Source organism: Nocardia sp. NPDC004860 (genome assembly GCF_040609015.1).
In the GTDB taxonomy this organism is placed as follows: domain Bacteria; phylum Actinomycetota; class Actinomycetes; order Mycobacteriales; family Mycobacteriaceae; genus Nocardia.
In genome coordinates this window covers 26368-40585 of the sequence record NZ_JBEXJI010000045.1, presented here as the reverse complement: position 1 = coordinate 40585, position 14218 = coordinate 26368, and the positions used below count along the sequence as shown (strand labels likewise).

Below are 14218 nucleotides of genomic sequence, written 5' to 3'. Positions count from 1 at the left end.
ACACGCCCGCTCCCACCGGACCGAAGCGCGCCACTAACCACCGCAGGCAAAATGCGGCGGTCCGGTCGTCAGTGTGGGATACCCGACGACCGGACCGATTCGTCTCGCCGACGGCAACCGGCGAGGACGCCGGCTGCTCGGGCGACCGGCGTCCATTCACTGTGGACCTCGCGGCGCAGGCTCGCACTGTCGCTTCGTCCCGAACAGCTGACACGGCGTCCCGCTCCCGCGGACCGAGGATGCGATGTGACGAGCCCACGACCGGGCTCGTGCAGGAGGTCGTGTCCCATATCGGGGATCTCGTGCATCGCGATGCCGCTGCGTCGCCGGGCCCACGCACGAATGTGATACTGCGTGCCAACGCATCGAGCGGCGGCGACGGCAAATCCGGACCGGGCCGCTCGGCGACGCCCGGAAAAGACTGTGCCGCTTGCTATTTCAGCATACTGTCGGCATCGCTCGGCAGCAGGACGCCGGTAACGTAACGGGACTCGTCGGACGCCAGGAACAGCACCGCATTGCTGATGCCCTCCGGCTCCACCCACGGGACGGGCGCGCCCGACGTTCGGGTACGCCTTCAGCTCGCCGCCCTGCTCACTGCGGGCCTCAGCGCGTAAGTATCTCGCCCGGCCGCGTTCACGATCGGAGATCACCACCGAAAGCACCCGAACCCGAACCGAATTCACAGTTCCGGGATCGATGCCACCAGCTTCGCCGGCTTCGACAAGGCGGCCTGTGCCCAGCTACTTGGGCGCCATCCGGATGGCGCCGTCGAGACGGATCGTTTCACCGTTGAGCATCGGATTCTCGATAATGTGTGTGGCCAGAGCGGCGTATTCGGTCGCTTTCCCGAGCCGAGCAGGATGCGGTACCTGCTGTCCCAGGGATTGCTGGGCATCGGCCGGCAGGCCGCTCAGCATCGGCGTCTCGAATATCCCCGGTGCGACTGTGACGACCCGGATCTGGTGGCGGGCAAGCTCGCGAGCGATCGGCAAGCCCATTGCCGCTACCGCGCCCTTCGATGCCGCGTAGGCGGGCTGACCGATCTGGCCGTCGAAGGCCGCGACGGATGCGGTGTTGATGATGACGCCGCGTTCTTCGCCGACCGGGTCGGTCGCGGCGATCTTCGCAGCCGCGAGCCGGATCACGTTGAACGTCCCGAAAAGGTTGATACGAACCACCCGTTCGAAATCGGCGAGCGGCAGGGCGCCGTCACGGCCGAGGACCTTTCCCGGTGTGGCGACACCGGCACAGTTCACGACGATGCGCAAATCTCCCAGGTCCGCGGCGAACTCGACCGCCTCCACGATTTGATCGGGGCTGGTGACATCAGCGGGGATGTACCGCACCCGACTTCCCAACTTCTCTGCGGCCTCGCGGAGCGAGGGTGAGAGGTCGACCAGAACGACCTGGGCACCCCGGTCGGTAAGAGCCTGGGCGGTGGCGAAGCCCAATCCGGACGCGCCACCGGTCACGATCGCGACCGCGCCATCGATATACATGGTTTTCCTTGATTTCGAACAGTAGGTGATGAATCGAGTTCAGGGCACGCTGACGACGAGCGAGGGTGCGCGTCGTTTTCATTCGTCAGCCGGTGATGTCACGGCCGATCAGCTGGCGGGCGATGACCCATTGCAGTACCTCGTTGGCACCCTCGAAGATCTCCAGGATCTTGGCGTCTCGATAGATCTCCTCGAGACGATAGGTCTCCCCCGTCGCCGACACCTGCCGGGCGAAACCGTAACCGCCGTGGATCTGCAGGGCGTCGCGCGCCATGTCGTTGGCGAGCCGGGTCGCGAACGACTTGGCCATCGAGGCCTCCGGCTCGGCCGAGCGGTCGCCGCGGTCCATGCGGACGGCAGCCTTCTGGTACATCGCCCGCGCCGCTTCGAGCTCGGTGGCACGCTCGGCCAGTTTGTACTGCCAGTACTGCATCTCGCCGAGCTTGCGGCCGAACAGTGATCGGGTACGTAGCCGGTCGACGGCGAGATCCAGGGCCGCTTGCGCCACCCCGACTCCCGCCGCAGCGATGCCCACCCGGCCTGCTGCCAGCGCCGTCAACGCCGTCCTCAACCCGCTGCCAGGCGCGCCGAGCGAATGATCGGCGGGCACGAACACGTCGTCGAAGACGATATCCGCCGTGATCTGGCCCCGGTGTCCCATTTTCAGGTCCGGCGCGCCGACGCTGACACCCGGGGCGTGCATATCGACCAGCAGCATTGTGGCGTCGTTGGTGTCACCGTCGCGGCACAGGACGCAGACCCAGTCGGCGACAACGGAATTGGTGATCCACCGCTTCCGTCCTCGCACGATGAATCCGTCCTCGGTGCGGGTTGCGACAGTTTTCAGTGCGGTCGGTGTGAGATCGCTGGAGGCGTCCGGTTCGGTCGTCGCGAAAGCGAAAACCAAATCGCCCGAGATCAATCCCGGTAGGACCATCTCACGCACATGCGGTTGGGCGAACGACAGCGTGCGCGCGTTGAGAATGCACTGTCCGTCGTACACGCCGGCCAAACTGGAACTCTCGTAGGCGATTTCCTCGGTGACGAGACAGGTCGCGAGCATGGGGTGGGCGAGGCCTGCGCCGAATGGCTTCTCGAAGGGCACCGCGAAACATCCCGCGCTCGCCAGGCCCTTGAAGGCGCCCCAGGGGAAGGCCTCCACCGATTCCTCGCGCTGCGCGATCTCACGCGCCACCGGCGCGAGATGGGTTGCCACGGCGTCACGGGCCATCTCACGAACGTGGCTCACGTCCTCGGGTAGGAAAATGTCGTGCCAGATGCGGTCGCTGGTCCGCGCCACGGATTCGGTCATTGGTGGGTTCCTTCTTCGAATAGGACTGTTGATCAGCGGGGGTCCACGAAAATGTCGTAGTCGAACGGAGCTTGCCCGCCGTAGCCGCTGAGATCGGTGATACCGGCGGCGGCGAGCACGTCGACGTCGATCACGCAGCGGCCCGTGTATTCCCGTGGGTTGGCGACGATGGCCATCGCGGCGTCCGACATGATCTTCGGCCGCCGCGCATGCGCGGCGGCCTCGGCTCCGCCGAGCAGGTTGATCACCGCGGACGTGGCGATGGTCGTCTCGGGCCACAGGCAGGTGCTCGCGATCGGGACATCGGCGAATTCGGCCGCGAATCCCATGGCGAGCAAGGTCATTCCATATTTGGCGAGCATGTAGCCCGGGTGCTTCCCGAGCCAGTGCTGCGACATGTTCATCGGGGGCGAAAGCGTCAGTATTTGCGCGTGCGGCGACTTCCGAAGCTCCGGCAGACAGGCCTGGGTCAGGCTGAACGTCCCGCGCACATTCACCTCCTGCATGAGGTCGAACTTCTTCATCGCCAAGTTTTCGGTGGTGGACAGGTCCAGCACGCTGGCGTTGTTGACGCAGAGGTCGATACCGCCGAATTCCCTCACCGCGGTGGTGGCAGCACGTTCCACGTCGGCGTCGTTGCGCACGTCGCCGACGACCGCCACGGCCCGTCCACCCGCGGCGGCAATCTCCGCGACGGCGGAGTGGACCGTGCCGGGCAGACGCGGATGCGGTGTATCGGTCTTGGCGAGGAGCACGACATTGCCACCGAGACCAGCGAATGCCGATGCGATCTCGAATCCGATGCCCCGGCTTCCGCCGGACATCACCATGGTGCGTCCGGCAAAGATGTTTTCTGACATGACTTTCCCTCTCCTTCGAGTAGCCCGCCCAGATCAGTGGCGTCCGATGAACGCCGCGATGCGCCCCTGCGCGTCCGCACCAGCGGCGGCCCGAGCGATCGCTTCGGCCTCCACGTCGAGCTGTTCGGTCAATGAGCGTGTAACCGAATCGCGCACCAGCCGGCGTGACTGCCCGAGGGCCTGGAAGGGGCCAGCCGCGATGCCTTCGGCCATCGCGGTGGCCTGCTCCTCGAGTTCCCCGGCGGGCACGACGTGACCGACCAATCCCCATTCCCGTGCCGTCTCGGCGTCGATGACACGGTTGAACATCAACATCGCCAGGGCACGCTGGGATCCGATCGCGCGCGGCAACCAGTACGTCACACCGCAATCCGGGGTCAACCCGACACCGGAATACGCGGTGCGGAATCGGGAGGAGTCCGCCGCGACCACCAGATCGGCCGCGAGCACCAACCCCAGTCCAGCACCCGCGACAGCGCCTTGGACCGCGGCCACCACAGGAATGTCGAGCCGATGCAAGCGGAGCACCGCGCGATGCATTTCCGTCGCCAGTTCGGCGAGGAAGGAGCCGGTATCCGGTGCCGCGGCCATCACCGTGAGATCACCGCCGACACAGAAGGTGTCGCCTTTCGCGCGCAGCAGTACCACACGGGCATGCGAGCGTTCGATCTCCGCGATCACATCGGCGAGCCTGCGCGCTGTCGACAGGTCGATGGCATTCGACCGATCCGGGCGGTTGAGCGTGATGGTCGCGACGAAATCTGTGATTTCGAGCAGGACCGGTTCGTGATCCGTCATCGGGTCGGGCGCTTTCGTCATTGCGGAAATTCCTCGGGCTTGGGCGGCGGCAGTGGGCGGTCTGCGCGATGACGACGGCTACCTGCACCACCGGGGGCAGCCTAGGCGAGTTCTCATTTCTAGTCAATGCTGACTAGTTTTCCCGTCGCATGGCCTTGACCAGCCCGGGAAGGGGCTTCACAGTGACGCTGAGCCCGTCGGCGGCGAGCAATTGACGCAGTCCGTCATTACCTCATAAATTTCTAGTCAATGCTGACTACATCTGCGGCGAATGGAGATGAACAAGCCGTCATGACGCATTCCCGACACATGCAGCCCCGCGGGTTGGAGACCCAGGCTCGGATACTCGACGCCGCCGTGCGCGCTCTGGTCGAGCACGGCTACTCCGGTGCGTCCACCCTGCGGATCCAACAGCTGGCCGGGGTCAGCCGCGGCAGCTTGCTGCACCAGTTCCCTTCTCGCGACGCACTTCTCGTCGCAGCAGTGCAGCATTTGGCCGCAGCGCGGTTCGATGCGCTGAACAGCGACAAGCAATGGCCCGAGGATCCGGTGCAACGCATCCCGGAAGCGGTCCGCACCATGTGGTCGACCTATCACCAGGACTACTTCTGGGCGGCGTCCGAGCTGTGGCTGGCCGCCCGCCACAACGATGAGCTGCGGACGGCCCTAGTCGGCGAAGAACGTGCACTTCAACGCAAAATCCGGGACTCGATCGACACCATGTTCGGGCCATCTCTCATTCTGCGGCCCGCATACCCACGCGTCCGCGAGATACTGAACACGAGCATGCGTGGCGTGGCGCTGACCTATGCCTTCGACAGGCGCGATGCGGTACGCGATCCGCACCTGACGGAATGGACGGACCTGGCCGTCGGATTGCTGATCGGGCCGAGTTGATCCGTGACCGCGACGCTTCCTCGCTGCGTGACACACCGCTCAATCAGCGGTGGACCGGATGGCCGCTTGTTGCTCGATGAACCGGTCGCGAAGGACGCGCTTGACGAGCTTGCCAGTCGGAGTACGCGGCAGGTTGTCGACGAACTCGATGCGGCGGGGAACCTTGTAGCCCGCTATGCGAGCCCGAACGTGGTCGGCCAGCCGTCGGGCCGTCTCATCCTCAGCGTCGACGCCGACGGTCAATTGAACTGCGGCAACTACCTTTTCGCCGAATTCGTCATCGGGAACCCCGATCACCGCCACGTCGTGGACGTCCGGATGCAACACGAGGCAGTCCTCGATCTCCTGCGGATAGATGTTGACACCCCCCGAGATGATCGTGAACGACTGACGGTCGCGCAGATAGAGATAGCCCTCGTGATCCACATATCCGATATCGCCGCAGGTGGACCAGTTCTCGTGCACCGGGTGCTGAGCACCGGCCGTCTTGTCCGGATCGCCGTGGTACTCGAACGGCCTCGCCTCGCGTTCGAAGTAGACGATTCCGGTGGCCCCGACCTGCTGTTCGGTGCCGGCTTCGTCGCAGATATGGATGACACCGAGTTCGGCGGTCCCCACCGAACCCGGTTTCCGGGCCCACTCCGCCGGCCCGATCATGGTGATGCCGTTGGCCTCGGTGGAGGCGTAGTACTCATGCAGGATCGGCCCGAACCAGTCCAGCATCTGCTGCTTGACCTCGACCGGACACGGCGCGGCCGCATGCACGGCATGGGTTTGCGAGGAAAGGTCATAGGCGGCTCGCACATCCTCGGGCAATCGCAGCATTCGCACGAAATGTGTTGGCACCCACTGAGAATGGGTGACCTTGTCTTGATCGATCACGCGCAGGCACTGTTCGGCGTCGAACTTGGCGGTGGTCACCACGGTGCCACCGAGCGCCTGAGTGACCATGCCGAATCGCAACGGCGCAGCGTGGTAGAGCGGCGCCGGAGAGAAGTACACCGTGTCCGGCCCGATGCGGTAAGCGCCGCCGAAGACGGCGACATAGGGGTCGCCCGGGTCGCCGACCTGCCGATTGGGCAGTGGCGGTTTCACGCCCTTCGGCCGGCCTGTCGTGCCGGAGCTGTAGAGCATGTCCGCACCGCGAGGTTGGTCGGTAGCCCGCGTGGCGGACGCCACGGACACGAATTCGTCATAGTCGGTGAACCCGGCGACCGGGCCGCCATAGGCCAAGCGAACGCCGGCATTCGGGATGCTCTCGCAGACATTGCCCGCCAGTTCGGACAAGGTCGCCGAAACAACGAGAGCACGTGCCCCACAGTCGTTTACGATGTACTCCACTTCGGCTGCCGACAGGTGGAAGTTGACCGGCGTCAGGTACAAACCCGAACGCAGGCACGCCCAGTAGACCTCGAAAACCCGGACGTCGTTGGTGCTCACCAGGGCGACCACATCACCACGGCGCAGCCCTGCGGCACGCAGCGCATTCGCCAGGCGGGACGACCGCTCCTCGAGCTCCGCGTAGGTGAGGTTCTCGTCTGTCTCGGCGACGCGAACCGCGACCTTGCCGGGATGCGTCGCGGCATGGACTGCGGGATACATCGTCTGCTCCTTTCAGCCATCAGCGTGCTGTGGCCGAGTGATGTAATAGACCTAGAGACCAGTTGTTAGCTGGATCACAGTGTTGAAGGTGGTGCCATGGGTGACGATGTCGTCGCAGAGGACCGGGTTCGTAATGCACTCACGGCCCTGCGGACGCTGCTCACGGGCGATCGCCCGATCTCCGAATTGGCCACCGCAGAGGCCAGGGCGATCGTTCGAGATGGCTGGGACGCGCTGACCGAAGCACTGACCTGTCCTGAGAGCGGATCGGAAGAGATCGTTCGTACACTCCAGCAACTGCGGCGCATCGACGAGTTGCTGCTGCACCATCAAGGGTCTGTGCACGCCGATATCGCACGCAGGCTCGGCGATGTACTGGCGAGGTTGGAAATGACGCCATGCTCGGTCGCCGAACTGGTTTCCACCGCACCACGTCTCATCGGTGATCTCGGATTCGACCGGGCGATCATCTCTCGCATCGCCGACGGATTGTGGATCACGCAGCAGGTCTTCGTCGCCGACGACCCGGTCTGGGCCGAGACCATCAACCGAGTCGGGCAAGAAGAACCACAACCGCTGGGCCCGAAGCTCTTCGAAACCGAGATCGTGCGCCGTCGGCAGCCGATTCTGGTCAGCGACGCGCAGCTGGTACCACGGGTGCATGCGCGCATCGCCAAGGAGTCGCTGTCGCGGTCCTACGTGGCTGCGCCGATTCTGTCCAACGGCCGCGTTGTCGGATTGATCCACGGTGACCGGTACCTGCAGGGTGTCGACACCGACCGGACCGACCGCGAAACGTTGCGCACCTTCGCCGAGGCGCTGCGGTTGGCGTTGAGCCGAGCTCAGCTCGCTGAGCAACTCGATTCCGCCGCGGCCACCCTGCGACTGGCCGCCGCAGAATCGGCTCGCGCCATCGCCGGCCTGCACGAGGTGCATCTGAACCTGTCCACCGGCTCGGGCACCGGGCACGGCCAAGCCGAATCGCACCCGCGCAGTACACCTCGCATGGCTGTCGCGGTGCGCGAGCGGCTCACCGCCCGCGAAGTTCAGGTACTCGAGCTGATGGCACAGGGGCGAACCAACGCGGCGATCGCTGCCGAGCTGATCATCTCCGAGGGGACTGCCAAACAGCATGTGAAGCACATCCTGCGCAAACTTGGCGCGGCGAACCGCGCCGAAGCGGTGATGCGCCTCTACGACACCGGCGAAGGGTGAATGTTCGCCGGTACGACGCGCACTACGCGACCGCGCCAGCATGGAGATCGACCCCTTCGGCGAACGACGCGGCCGAGGCGACCAGGCGTCGGTATTTCATGATCAGATCCGGTCGGCCGATGGTCAGTGCGCCGACTAGCCGCTCGCCGGCCCGGTACAGCGCCACCATTCCTCCGCGTTCATCCAGAAGGTGTTGCACCACTACTTCTTCGGCCTGGGGCACTCCGACGAATTGGATCCTCGTGTCGTACCAATCCGACCAGAAATAGGGAACCGTCGAGTATGGACGACGATCGGCGGGCTGCACGAGCGCGTTGGCGGCCGCCGCAGCCCCCTGCTCGGCTGCACTGGTCCAGTGTTCGAGCCGCATGGTGCGCTCGAACAACGGGTTCGGCCAGTGGACGACATCGCCGGCCGCCCAGACGTGAGGGATCGGTCTGCCGTTGTGCCCGAGCGCGGCAAGGTTCGCGTCACACAGGATGCCGCCGTCGTGTTCGTGCAGCCGCACCCCGGCAGTCTGTAGCCACTCGGTGGCCGGTACCGCGCCGATACCCGCGACGATGACATCGGCCTCCACTAGCGAGCCGTCCGACAACTCCACTGCGGCAACGGGATAGCGGCCGAGGCCATCCGGTTCCGCACCCAGGCGAGCGCGCACGGCGGTGATGGTGGTGCCGAGGCGCAGGTCGGTCCCGTGTGCTCGATGCAGAGCAGTACACAGCGCGCCCACCTCGGCGCCCAGGGAGCGCACCAACGGGGCAGACGCGGCTTCGACGATCGTCACTCGAAGGCCGAGTTTCGATGCCGCGGAGGCAATTTCCGATCCGATAAACCCGGCACCGACCACCACGACACGGGTGTCCTCGACGAGATGGCCACGCAACCGGCGTGCGTCCTCGATGGTGCGCAGTGCGAGCACGCCCGAGAATTCCCGCGCTTCGGGTAGTTTCCGCGCGGCCGCACCGGTCGCGATGATCAACTCGTCGTACTCGACTTCTCCCTCGCTGGTTTGCAGGACGCGGCTGCCGGTATCCAACCCGATAGCCCGGACCCCGGTGCGCACCTGGATGTTCAGCTCGTCCTCGAGCACCGAACGCGGCCGCAGCTGCACCTCCACCGAGCCGGGCGGCGCGGTGAGCATCTGCTTGGACAGCGGGGGCCGGTCGTAGGGCAGCGCGGGTTCCTCGCCGATCAGAACGATCGCCCCTTCGAATCCTTTGCGGCGGGCGGCCTCACAGGCGCGAACACCCGCGAGACCCGCCCCGGCTACGACCAGTGTCGTGGTGTCGGTCATGACTACCGAGCGATCCTTATCTCGATCGCCTGTGTCGGACACGCCGCGGCTGCCTCCTCGAGCAGATTCCGCTCGGAGATGTCCGCGACCGTTTTCAGGACCTGGAGCGAACCGTCGTCCGCGATCTCGAACACATCGGGCGCGACAGCCTCGCACATCCCGAGACCCGAGCATTTGCCCATGTCGACGACGACCCGGCAGTGGCTGGTCGGTGCGGTCATCATCCCCTCCTGACGTTCGTGGTGAACGGCATGCTGACCACACCGCGCATGAAGTTGGTCTTCATCAGCAGTGGGTCGCCGGCCTCGAAATCAGGCATCTGCCGGTGCAATTCACGGAACAGCGAGCGCAGCATGGACTTGGCGAGCTGATTACCGAGGCAGAAATGGATGCCGCCGCCACCGAAGGCGACGTGTGGGTTCGGACTGCGCTGCAGATCGAACGCATCGGCGTCGGCGAAGACCTCCGGATCGCGGTTGCCCGATCCGTACATCATCACGACCTTGTCGCCCGGCAGGATCCGCCGGCCACCGAGGTCGTATTCCTGTACGGCGGTGCGCCGGAAGTTCAGCACCACCGAAGCGTGCCGCAGGAACTCCTCGAGCGCGGTTCCGATGCGGGCGTCGAAATCTGCCCACAACCATGCCCGCTGTTCGGGGTGGTCGGTGAGATTCTTGACGGTGAAGCTCGCCGTGTGACGGGTCGTATCGGTCGCGGCGACAGACATCAGCGTCATGACCGCGCCGATCTCGAAATCGGTGAGCTGTTCGCCGTCGACTTCGGCCTGTACGAGGTTGGTCAGCAGATCGTTCTGCGGGTTGGCTCGCCGCTCCGCGATCAGTCGCTCGGCGATGTCGTGAATGACGAGCGAGGCTTCGACCTGTACCTCTGCCGCATCTCGGCCGGCCAGCAGCACCGGGTCGGCCCAGGCGACGATCTCATCGGCCGCGTGGGCGACGGTCGCCCGCAATTCGTCCGGGACACCGAACATGTCGCCGAACATCTCGATCGGCAGGTGCTTCGCGATGTCTGCGACGAAGTCGACTTCGTCCTTTTCCGCGGCTGCGGCGACGATCCGTTTCGCGCGTGCCGCGATGTCGTCGTCGATCTTGCGGATCTGTTTGGGCGTGAACGCGGCGCTGACAAGTTTGCGGACCTTGTCGTGCTTCGGATTGTCCTGCGCGAGAAAGGACATCGCCATCTCGAGGAACATCGGCGGCAGCAGGTCGAACATGACGCCGTAGCGGGAGACGAACACGTCGTTGCGCTGGCTGACCTCTACGATGTGCTCGTGCCGGACGACTGCCCAGAAGCCGGGATCGTCGGGATCGGGCACGACCGCGGACTCGATCGGCGGCTGCCAACTGACGGGTCGGCGGTTGCGCAGTTCACGGAAAACGAGTTCCCGCTCTGGTGCGTCCTTGGACCAGAAGTCGTCGCTCGAGACATTGAGCTCGTCATAGACCCTGGTGGCCGCGACGTCATTGGTCGGCGGAAGGTCGTCGTCGAAGTCGAGATCGGCATCGTCGAATGTGGTTGTCACAGTGGTTCTCCGGTATGTGTCCAGTGGCGTCAGTCGCCGGCGTGGCTGAGCAGGATGTCGTAGGGTTTGCGCTCGCGTCCACCTGAAAGGTCGAGGTGAACCGTCTTGGTCTCGGTGTATTCATCCAGTGCGTCCGGACCGAGCTCGCGCCCCAATCCGCTCTGCTTGTAGCCGCCGAACGGCACCTGACAGTTGATCTGATGCGCATCGTTGATCCACACGCTGCCCGCACGAATACGATCGGCGATGGCGAGGGCACGCTCGTTGTCGGTGCTCCAGACACTGGCGGCCAGCCCGTACGGACTGTCATTGGCGATGGCGACGGCCTCGTCGTCACCGTCGTAGGCGACGATCGAGAGAACGGGGCCGAACACCTCCTCCTGCGCGATCCGCATGTCATTGCGGACGCCGGTCAAGATGGTCGGCTCGACCCAGAACCCCTTCTCGAAACCCGCTCCGGTGACGGCCTTTCCACCGAGTGCGATGGTCGCGCCCTCAGCTTCGGCTCCAGCGACGTACTCGAGAATCCGGTCTCGTTGCTCGGCGTCGATCACGGGGCCCATGTCGGTATCCCAGTCACGGGTGGGTCCGACCACGATCGTCTTCGCACGTTCGACGAGGCGCTCGACGAACTCGTCGTACAACGACCGCGGGACGATCGCACGGGTCCCCGATTCGCACACTTGGCCGGAGTAGACGAAGCACCCGTACAGCACTCCGTCGACGGCCATGTCGAGGTCAGCATCGTCGAGCACGACCGATGGACCTTTACCGCCGAGTTCGAGCGTGATCTTCTTGACCGAGCCCGACGCCAAACGCATGATCTCGCGGCCGACTTCGGTCGATCCGGTGAAGGCGATCTTGCCGACATCGGGGTGCGAAGCAAGCCGGGCACCAGCGTCACGACCCTCACCGGGGACGATATTGAGCACGCCGGGCGGAAGTCCGTTTTCCTCGGCGATCCGGGCGAAGGCCAGGATCGACAGCGGAGTGTGCTCATCGGGTTTGACGACGACACTGTTGCCGGCGGCCAGGGCCGGGCCGACCTTCCACAACGTCAAGAGCAGTGGGAAGTTCCACGGCGCGATGGCTCCGACCACGCCGATCGGCTCACGCTGAATCGTGAACTGAGCCAGGGCCGGAAAGGTCGTGCGGGCAGCGGGACGTTGCCACGCATACGATTCCGCGAGATCGGCGAAGTAGGTGAAGTGCGACAGCGCGTATCCGACATGGAAACCGGTGGCCTGACGCACGGTCGCACCATTCGCTTCCATTTCCAGCTCGACCAGACTTTCGATGGCGTCGTTGGCTGCGGCCGCGATCCGGTGCATGATCGCCGCGCGCTCGGCGGGCGGCTTCCCGGACCAGACGCCGGCGTCGAACGTCGCCTTCGCCGCGGCAACCGCCTCGTCGATGTGCGCTGCTGTGCCCATCGCGACGGTGGCGACGACCGATTCGTCTGCGGGATCGATGATTTCGCGCCACATGGTGGTGTCGACGTCCTGCCCGCCGATCCGCATCGGATAGTGGGTCACCTCAACAGCGGTCATTGCTGTCAACTCCTGGGATCGAGAACGATTTTGGTAGCTTCCCGGGCTTCGAAGATGCGATACGCCTCGGCGGCCTCGCTGAGACCCATACGGTGGGAGATGATCCCGCTCGGCGAGATCTTGCCCGCCCCCATCAGCGCGATGACCTCGTCCATGTACTCCGTGATGTGCGAGACGCCCATCTCGACCTTCACGCCTTTGAGGTACAGCTCGGAGAAGGGGAGCGTGAGGCTCTCCTCGGTGTACACGCCGGGAATGGACAGTGTTCCGCCCGCGCGCACCATGGAGATCGCGCTCACGAGCGCGGACTCGTGACCGACCGCGTCGACAACGAGGTCCGCACCACGCCAATCCGTCAGGTCGAGGACGGCATCGGTGGCATCGTTTTCCGCTGCGTCGACACCGATCGCGCCGTAGCGTTCGGCTTCCTTCAGCCGGTCCTTGACCCGGTCGACGACGATGACCTGCCCGGCGCCGAGGGCGACGGCGGCCATGGCCGCGCACAGACCGACGGGGCCAGCGCCGACAACGGCGACACTGTCACCCGGCCGCATCGCCCGGGCGACCGCCTCGTAGCCGGTTGTCATGATGTCGCCTGCGAAGAGGATGTCGTCGTCGGACGCCTGCCCGCCGTTGGGGACGGCCCGGGCGGTGATGTCGGCATTCGGCACAATGATGTATTCCGCCTGCCCACCGGCCAGATCACCCAGCGCCAAACCGAGTCCGAAGATCCGGCCTCCCGCACAATTGCCCGGCTGGTGCCGTCGGCACTGGTAACAGGAGCCGCAGTTGACCACGCACGAAGCAACCGCGCGGTCGCCTTCAGCGAAATGCGTCACCGCCGCTCCGACCGCCTCGATCGTGCCGAGAAACTCGTGCCCGAGGATGATGTCGGACTCGAGCTCCAGCCGACCCTCATACGGGTGCAGGTCCGTGCCACAGATAGCAGTTCGTTCGACTCGTAACAGGATGTCGGTGGGCGCGCTGATGACCGGGATCGGCACTTCCTCGACCTCGACGTGGTGCGGCGCCTTGAGCACCGCCGCCTTCATGGTTTCCGCCATTGTCACGCGACCTCGGCATCCTTGGCCGCGACCTTTTCCCGGTACATCGGAAAAAGCGGCTTGGTGAGCGGCACCAGCCGCAGGATCTTGTTGACCGGCCCCTTGGCCTTGACCTGCCCCTTCGCCAAACCGACGGCCAGGTTGTAGTCGCCGCGCCAGAACTGATCGGCGGTGTCGGCACGCATCATCAGGGTGATGTCGGGCTTGATATCGGTCGGCCCGGTAACCACCTGGTAGTCATCGCGGAAAGCGATCGTGACCTCACAATCGGGATCGGTGTAGACCACGCGCATGACGATGTTCGCGGCCCGCAGTTTCGGACCCGATTCGGGATGCTCGCCGGCGTCGCGGAAAACGGCGCCGATATAGGTATCGAGCTCGTCCGCGTTCTTGAAGAAACCCATTTCGATTGACTCCATCCCGACAGGGTTAACGGTTGATGTCTTTGACGGATCCATGAAATCACCGCGGACTCGCTGCGGTGAGATCCCAGAAGAGGTATCTTCATATCCCCAAAGGGGTATGAAGCAGGTCACAGTACATGCAAAGCCGTGTTCAGGACCATTTTCTGAGGCGGTTTC

Annotated in this window: 13 protein-coding genes and 1 pseudogene; 2 read left to right on the top strand and 12 right to left on the bottom strand. The window is 64.8% G+C overall.

Features of this window, described 5'->3' with window-relative positions:
* Nucleotides 1–433: 433 nt before the first annotated feature.
* The 5 genes and pseudogenes from ABZV44_RS43125 to ABZV44_RS43105 form a co-directional block, all read right to left on the bottom strand.
* Nucleotides 434–553, bottom strand: a pseudogene (locus ABZV44_RS43125) (SDR family mycofactocin-dependent oxidoreductase); the annotation flags it as partial.
* A 190-nt stretch (nt 554–743) separates the two neighbouring features.
* A complete protein-coding gene (locus ABZV44_RS43120) occupies nt 744–1502 on the bottom strand; it encodes an SDR family NAD(P)-dependent oxidoreductase (protein WP_354850398.1) in 759 nt (252 codons plus the stop codon).
* Between the two features lie 85 nt (nt 1503–1587).
* Entirely contained in the window at nt 1588–2814 is a 1227-nt protein-coding gene (locus ABZV44_RS43115) for an acyl-CoA dehydrogenase family protein (RefSeq protein WP_354850395.1), read from the bottom strand.
* A 32-nt stretch (nt 2815–2846) separates the two neighbouring features.
* Nucleotides 2847–3674 (bottom strand): SDR family oxidoreductase, encoded by an 828-nt coding sequence (locus tag ABZV44_RS43110; protein ID WP_354850393.1) that lies wholly within the window; start codon nt 3672–3674, stop codon nt 2847–2849.
* Nucleotides 3675–3707: 33 nt separating this feature from the next.
* The gene (locus ABZV44_RS43105) at nt 3708–4493 is read right to left on the bottom strand and encodes an enoyl-CoA hydratase/isomerase family protein (RefSeq protein ID WP_354850391.1); all 786 of its coding nucleotides are present in this window, start codon (nt 4491–4493) and stop codon (nt 3708–3710) included.
* 270 nt (nt 4494–4763) lie between these two features.
* Here ABZV44_RS43105 and ABZV44_RS43100 point away from each other — a divergent pair, with 270 nt between their 5' ends.
* Nucleotides 4764–5369 carry a TetR/AcrR family transcriptional regulator gene (locus tag ABZV44_RS43100; protein ID WP_354850389.1) on the top strand — a complete coding sequence of 202 codons (606 nt, stop codon included), beginning with the start codon at nt 4764–4766 and terminating at the stop codon, nt 5367–5369.
* Between the two features lie 39 nt (nt 5370–5408).
* Here ABZV44_RS43100 and ABZV44_RS43095 read toward each other — a convergent pair whose 3' ends face one another.
* Nucleotides 5409–6971, bottom strand: coding sequence for an acyl-CoA synthetase (locus tag ABZV44_RS43095; protein ID WP_354850386.1), 1563 nt, complete (start codon nt 6969–6971; stop codon nt 5409–5411).
* A 96-nt stretch (nt 6972–7067) separates the two neighbouring features.
* Here ABZV44_RS43095 and ABZV44_RS43090 point away from each other — a divergent pair, with 96 nt between their 5' ends.
* Nucleotides 7068–8186, top strand: coding sequence for a LuxR C-terminal-related transcriptional regulator (locus ABZV44_RS43090; RefSeq protein ID WP_354850383.1), 1119 nt, complete (start codon nt 7068–7070; stop codon nt 8184–8186).
* Between the two features lie 22 nt (nt 8187–8208).
* Here ABZV44_RS43090 and ABZV44_RS43085 read toward each other — a convergent pair whose 3' ends face one another.
* The 6 genes from ABZV44_RS43085 to ABZV44_RS43060 are packed head-to-tail and all read right to left on the bottom strand — an operon-like array spanning nt 8209 to nt 14041.
* Nucleotides 8209–9480, bottom strand: coding sequence for an FAD-dependent oxidoreductase (locus tag ABZV44_RS43085; protein WP_354850380.1), 1272 nt, complete (start codon nt 9478–9480; stop codon nt 8209–8211).
* Nucleotides 9481–9482: 2 nt separating this feature from the next.
* On the bottom strand, nt 9483–9701 hold the full coding sequence (locus ABZV44_RS43080; RefSeq protein ID WP_354850377.1) for a ferredoxin: 219 nt from the start codon (nt 9699–9701) through the stop codon (nt 9483–9485).
* Nucleotides 9701–11023 (bottom strand): cytochrome P450, encoded by a 1323-nt coding sequence (locus ABZV44_RS43075; protein ID WP_354850374.1) that lies wholly within the window; start codon nt 11021–11023, stop codon nt 9701–9703. The genes ABZV44_RS43080 and ABZV44_RS43075 overlap by 1 nt, the downstream gene beginning before the upstream one ends.
* A gap of 29 nt (nt 11024–11052) precedes the next feature.
* Nucleotides 11053–12573 (bottom strand): aldehyde dehydrogenase family protein, encoded by a 1521-nt coding sequence (locus ABZV44_RS43070; protein WP_354850371.1) that lies wholly within the window; start codon nt 12571–12573, stop codon nt 11053–11055.
* A gap of 5 nt (nt 12574–12578) precedes the next feature.
* The gene (locus ABZV44_RS43065; protein ID WP_354850456.1) at nt 12579–13637 is read right to left on the bottom strand and encodes an alcohol dehydrogenase catalytic domain-containing protein; all 1059 of its coding nucleotides are present in this window, start codon (nt 13635–13637) and stop codon (nt 12579–12581) included.
* 2 nt (nt 13638–13639) lie between these two features.
* The gene (locus ABZV44_RS43060) at nt 13640–14041 is read right to left on the bottom strand and encodes an SCP2 sterol-binding domain-containing protein (RefSeq protein ID WP_354850453.1); all 402 of its coding nucleotides are present in this window, start codon (nt 14039–14041) and stop codon (nt 13640–13642) included.
* Nucleotides 14042–14218 lie beyond the last annotated feature (177 nt).

Excerpts from the sequence above, each read along its gene's own strand:
- ABZV44_RS43060 (WP_354850453.1), bottom strand. The coding sequence starts at position 14,041 with ATGGGTTTCTTCAAGAACGCGGACGAGCTCGATACCTATATCGGCGCC.
- ABZV44_RS43095 (WP_354850386.1), bottom strand. The coding sequence starts at position 6,971 with ATGTATCCCGCAGTCCATGCCGCGACGCATCCCGGCAAGGTCGCGGTT.
- ABZV44_RS43065 (WP_354850456.1), bottom strand. The coding sequence starts at position 13,637 with ATGGCGGAAACCATGAAGGCGGCGGTGCTCAAGGCGCCGCACCACGTC.
- ABZV44_RS43105 (WP_354850391.1), bottom strand. The coding sequence starts at position 4,493 with ATGACGAAAGCGCCCGACCCGATGACGGATCACGAACCGGTCCTGCTC.
- ABZV44_RS43120 (WP_354850398.1), bottom strand. The coding sequence starts at position 1,502 with ATGTATATCGATGGCGCGGTCGCGATCGTGACCGGTGGCGCGTCCGGA.
- ABZV44_RS43110 (WP_354850393.1), bottom strand. The coding sequence starts at position 3,674 with ATGTCAGAAAACATCTTTGCCGGACGCACCATGGTGATGTCCGGCGGA.
- ABZV44_RS43085 (WP_354850380.1), bottom strand. The coding sequence starts at position 9,480 with ATGACCGACACCACGACACTGGTCGTAGCCGGGGCGGGTCTCGCGGGT.
- ABZV44_RS43090 (WP_354850383.1), top strand. The coding sequence starts at position 7,068 with ATGGGTGACGATGTCGTCGCAGAGGACCGGGTTCGTAATGCACTCACG.
- ABZV44_RS43115 (WP_354850395.1), bottom strand. The coding sequence starts at position 2,814 with ATGACCGAATCCGTGGCGCGGACCAGCGACCGCATCTGGCACGACATT.
- ABZV44_RS43100 (WP_354850389.1), top strand. The coding sequence starts at position 4,764 with ATGACGCATTCCCGACACATGCAGCCCCGCGGGTTGGAGACCCAGGCT.
- ABZV44_RS43080 (WP_354850377.1), bottom strand. The coding sequence starts at position 9,701 with ATGACCGCACCGACCAGCCACTGCCGGGTCGTCGTCGACATGGGCAAA.
- ABZV44_RS43070 (WP_354850371.1), bottom strand. The coding sequence starts at position 12,573 with ATGACCGCTGTTGAGGTGACCCACTATCCGATGCGGATCGGCGGGCAG.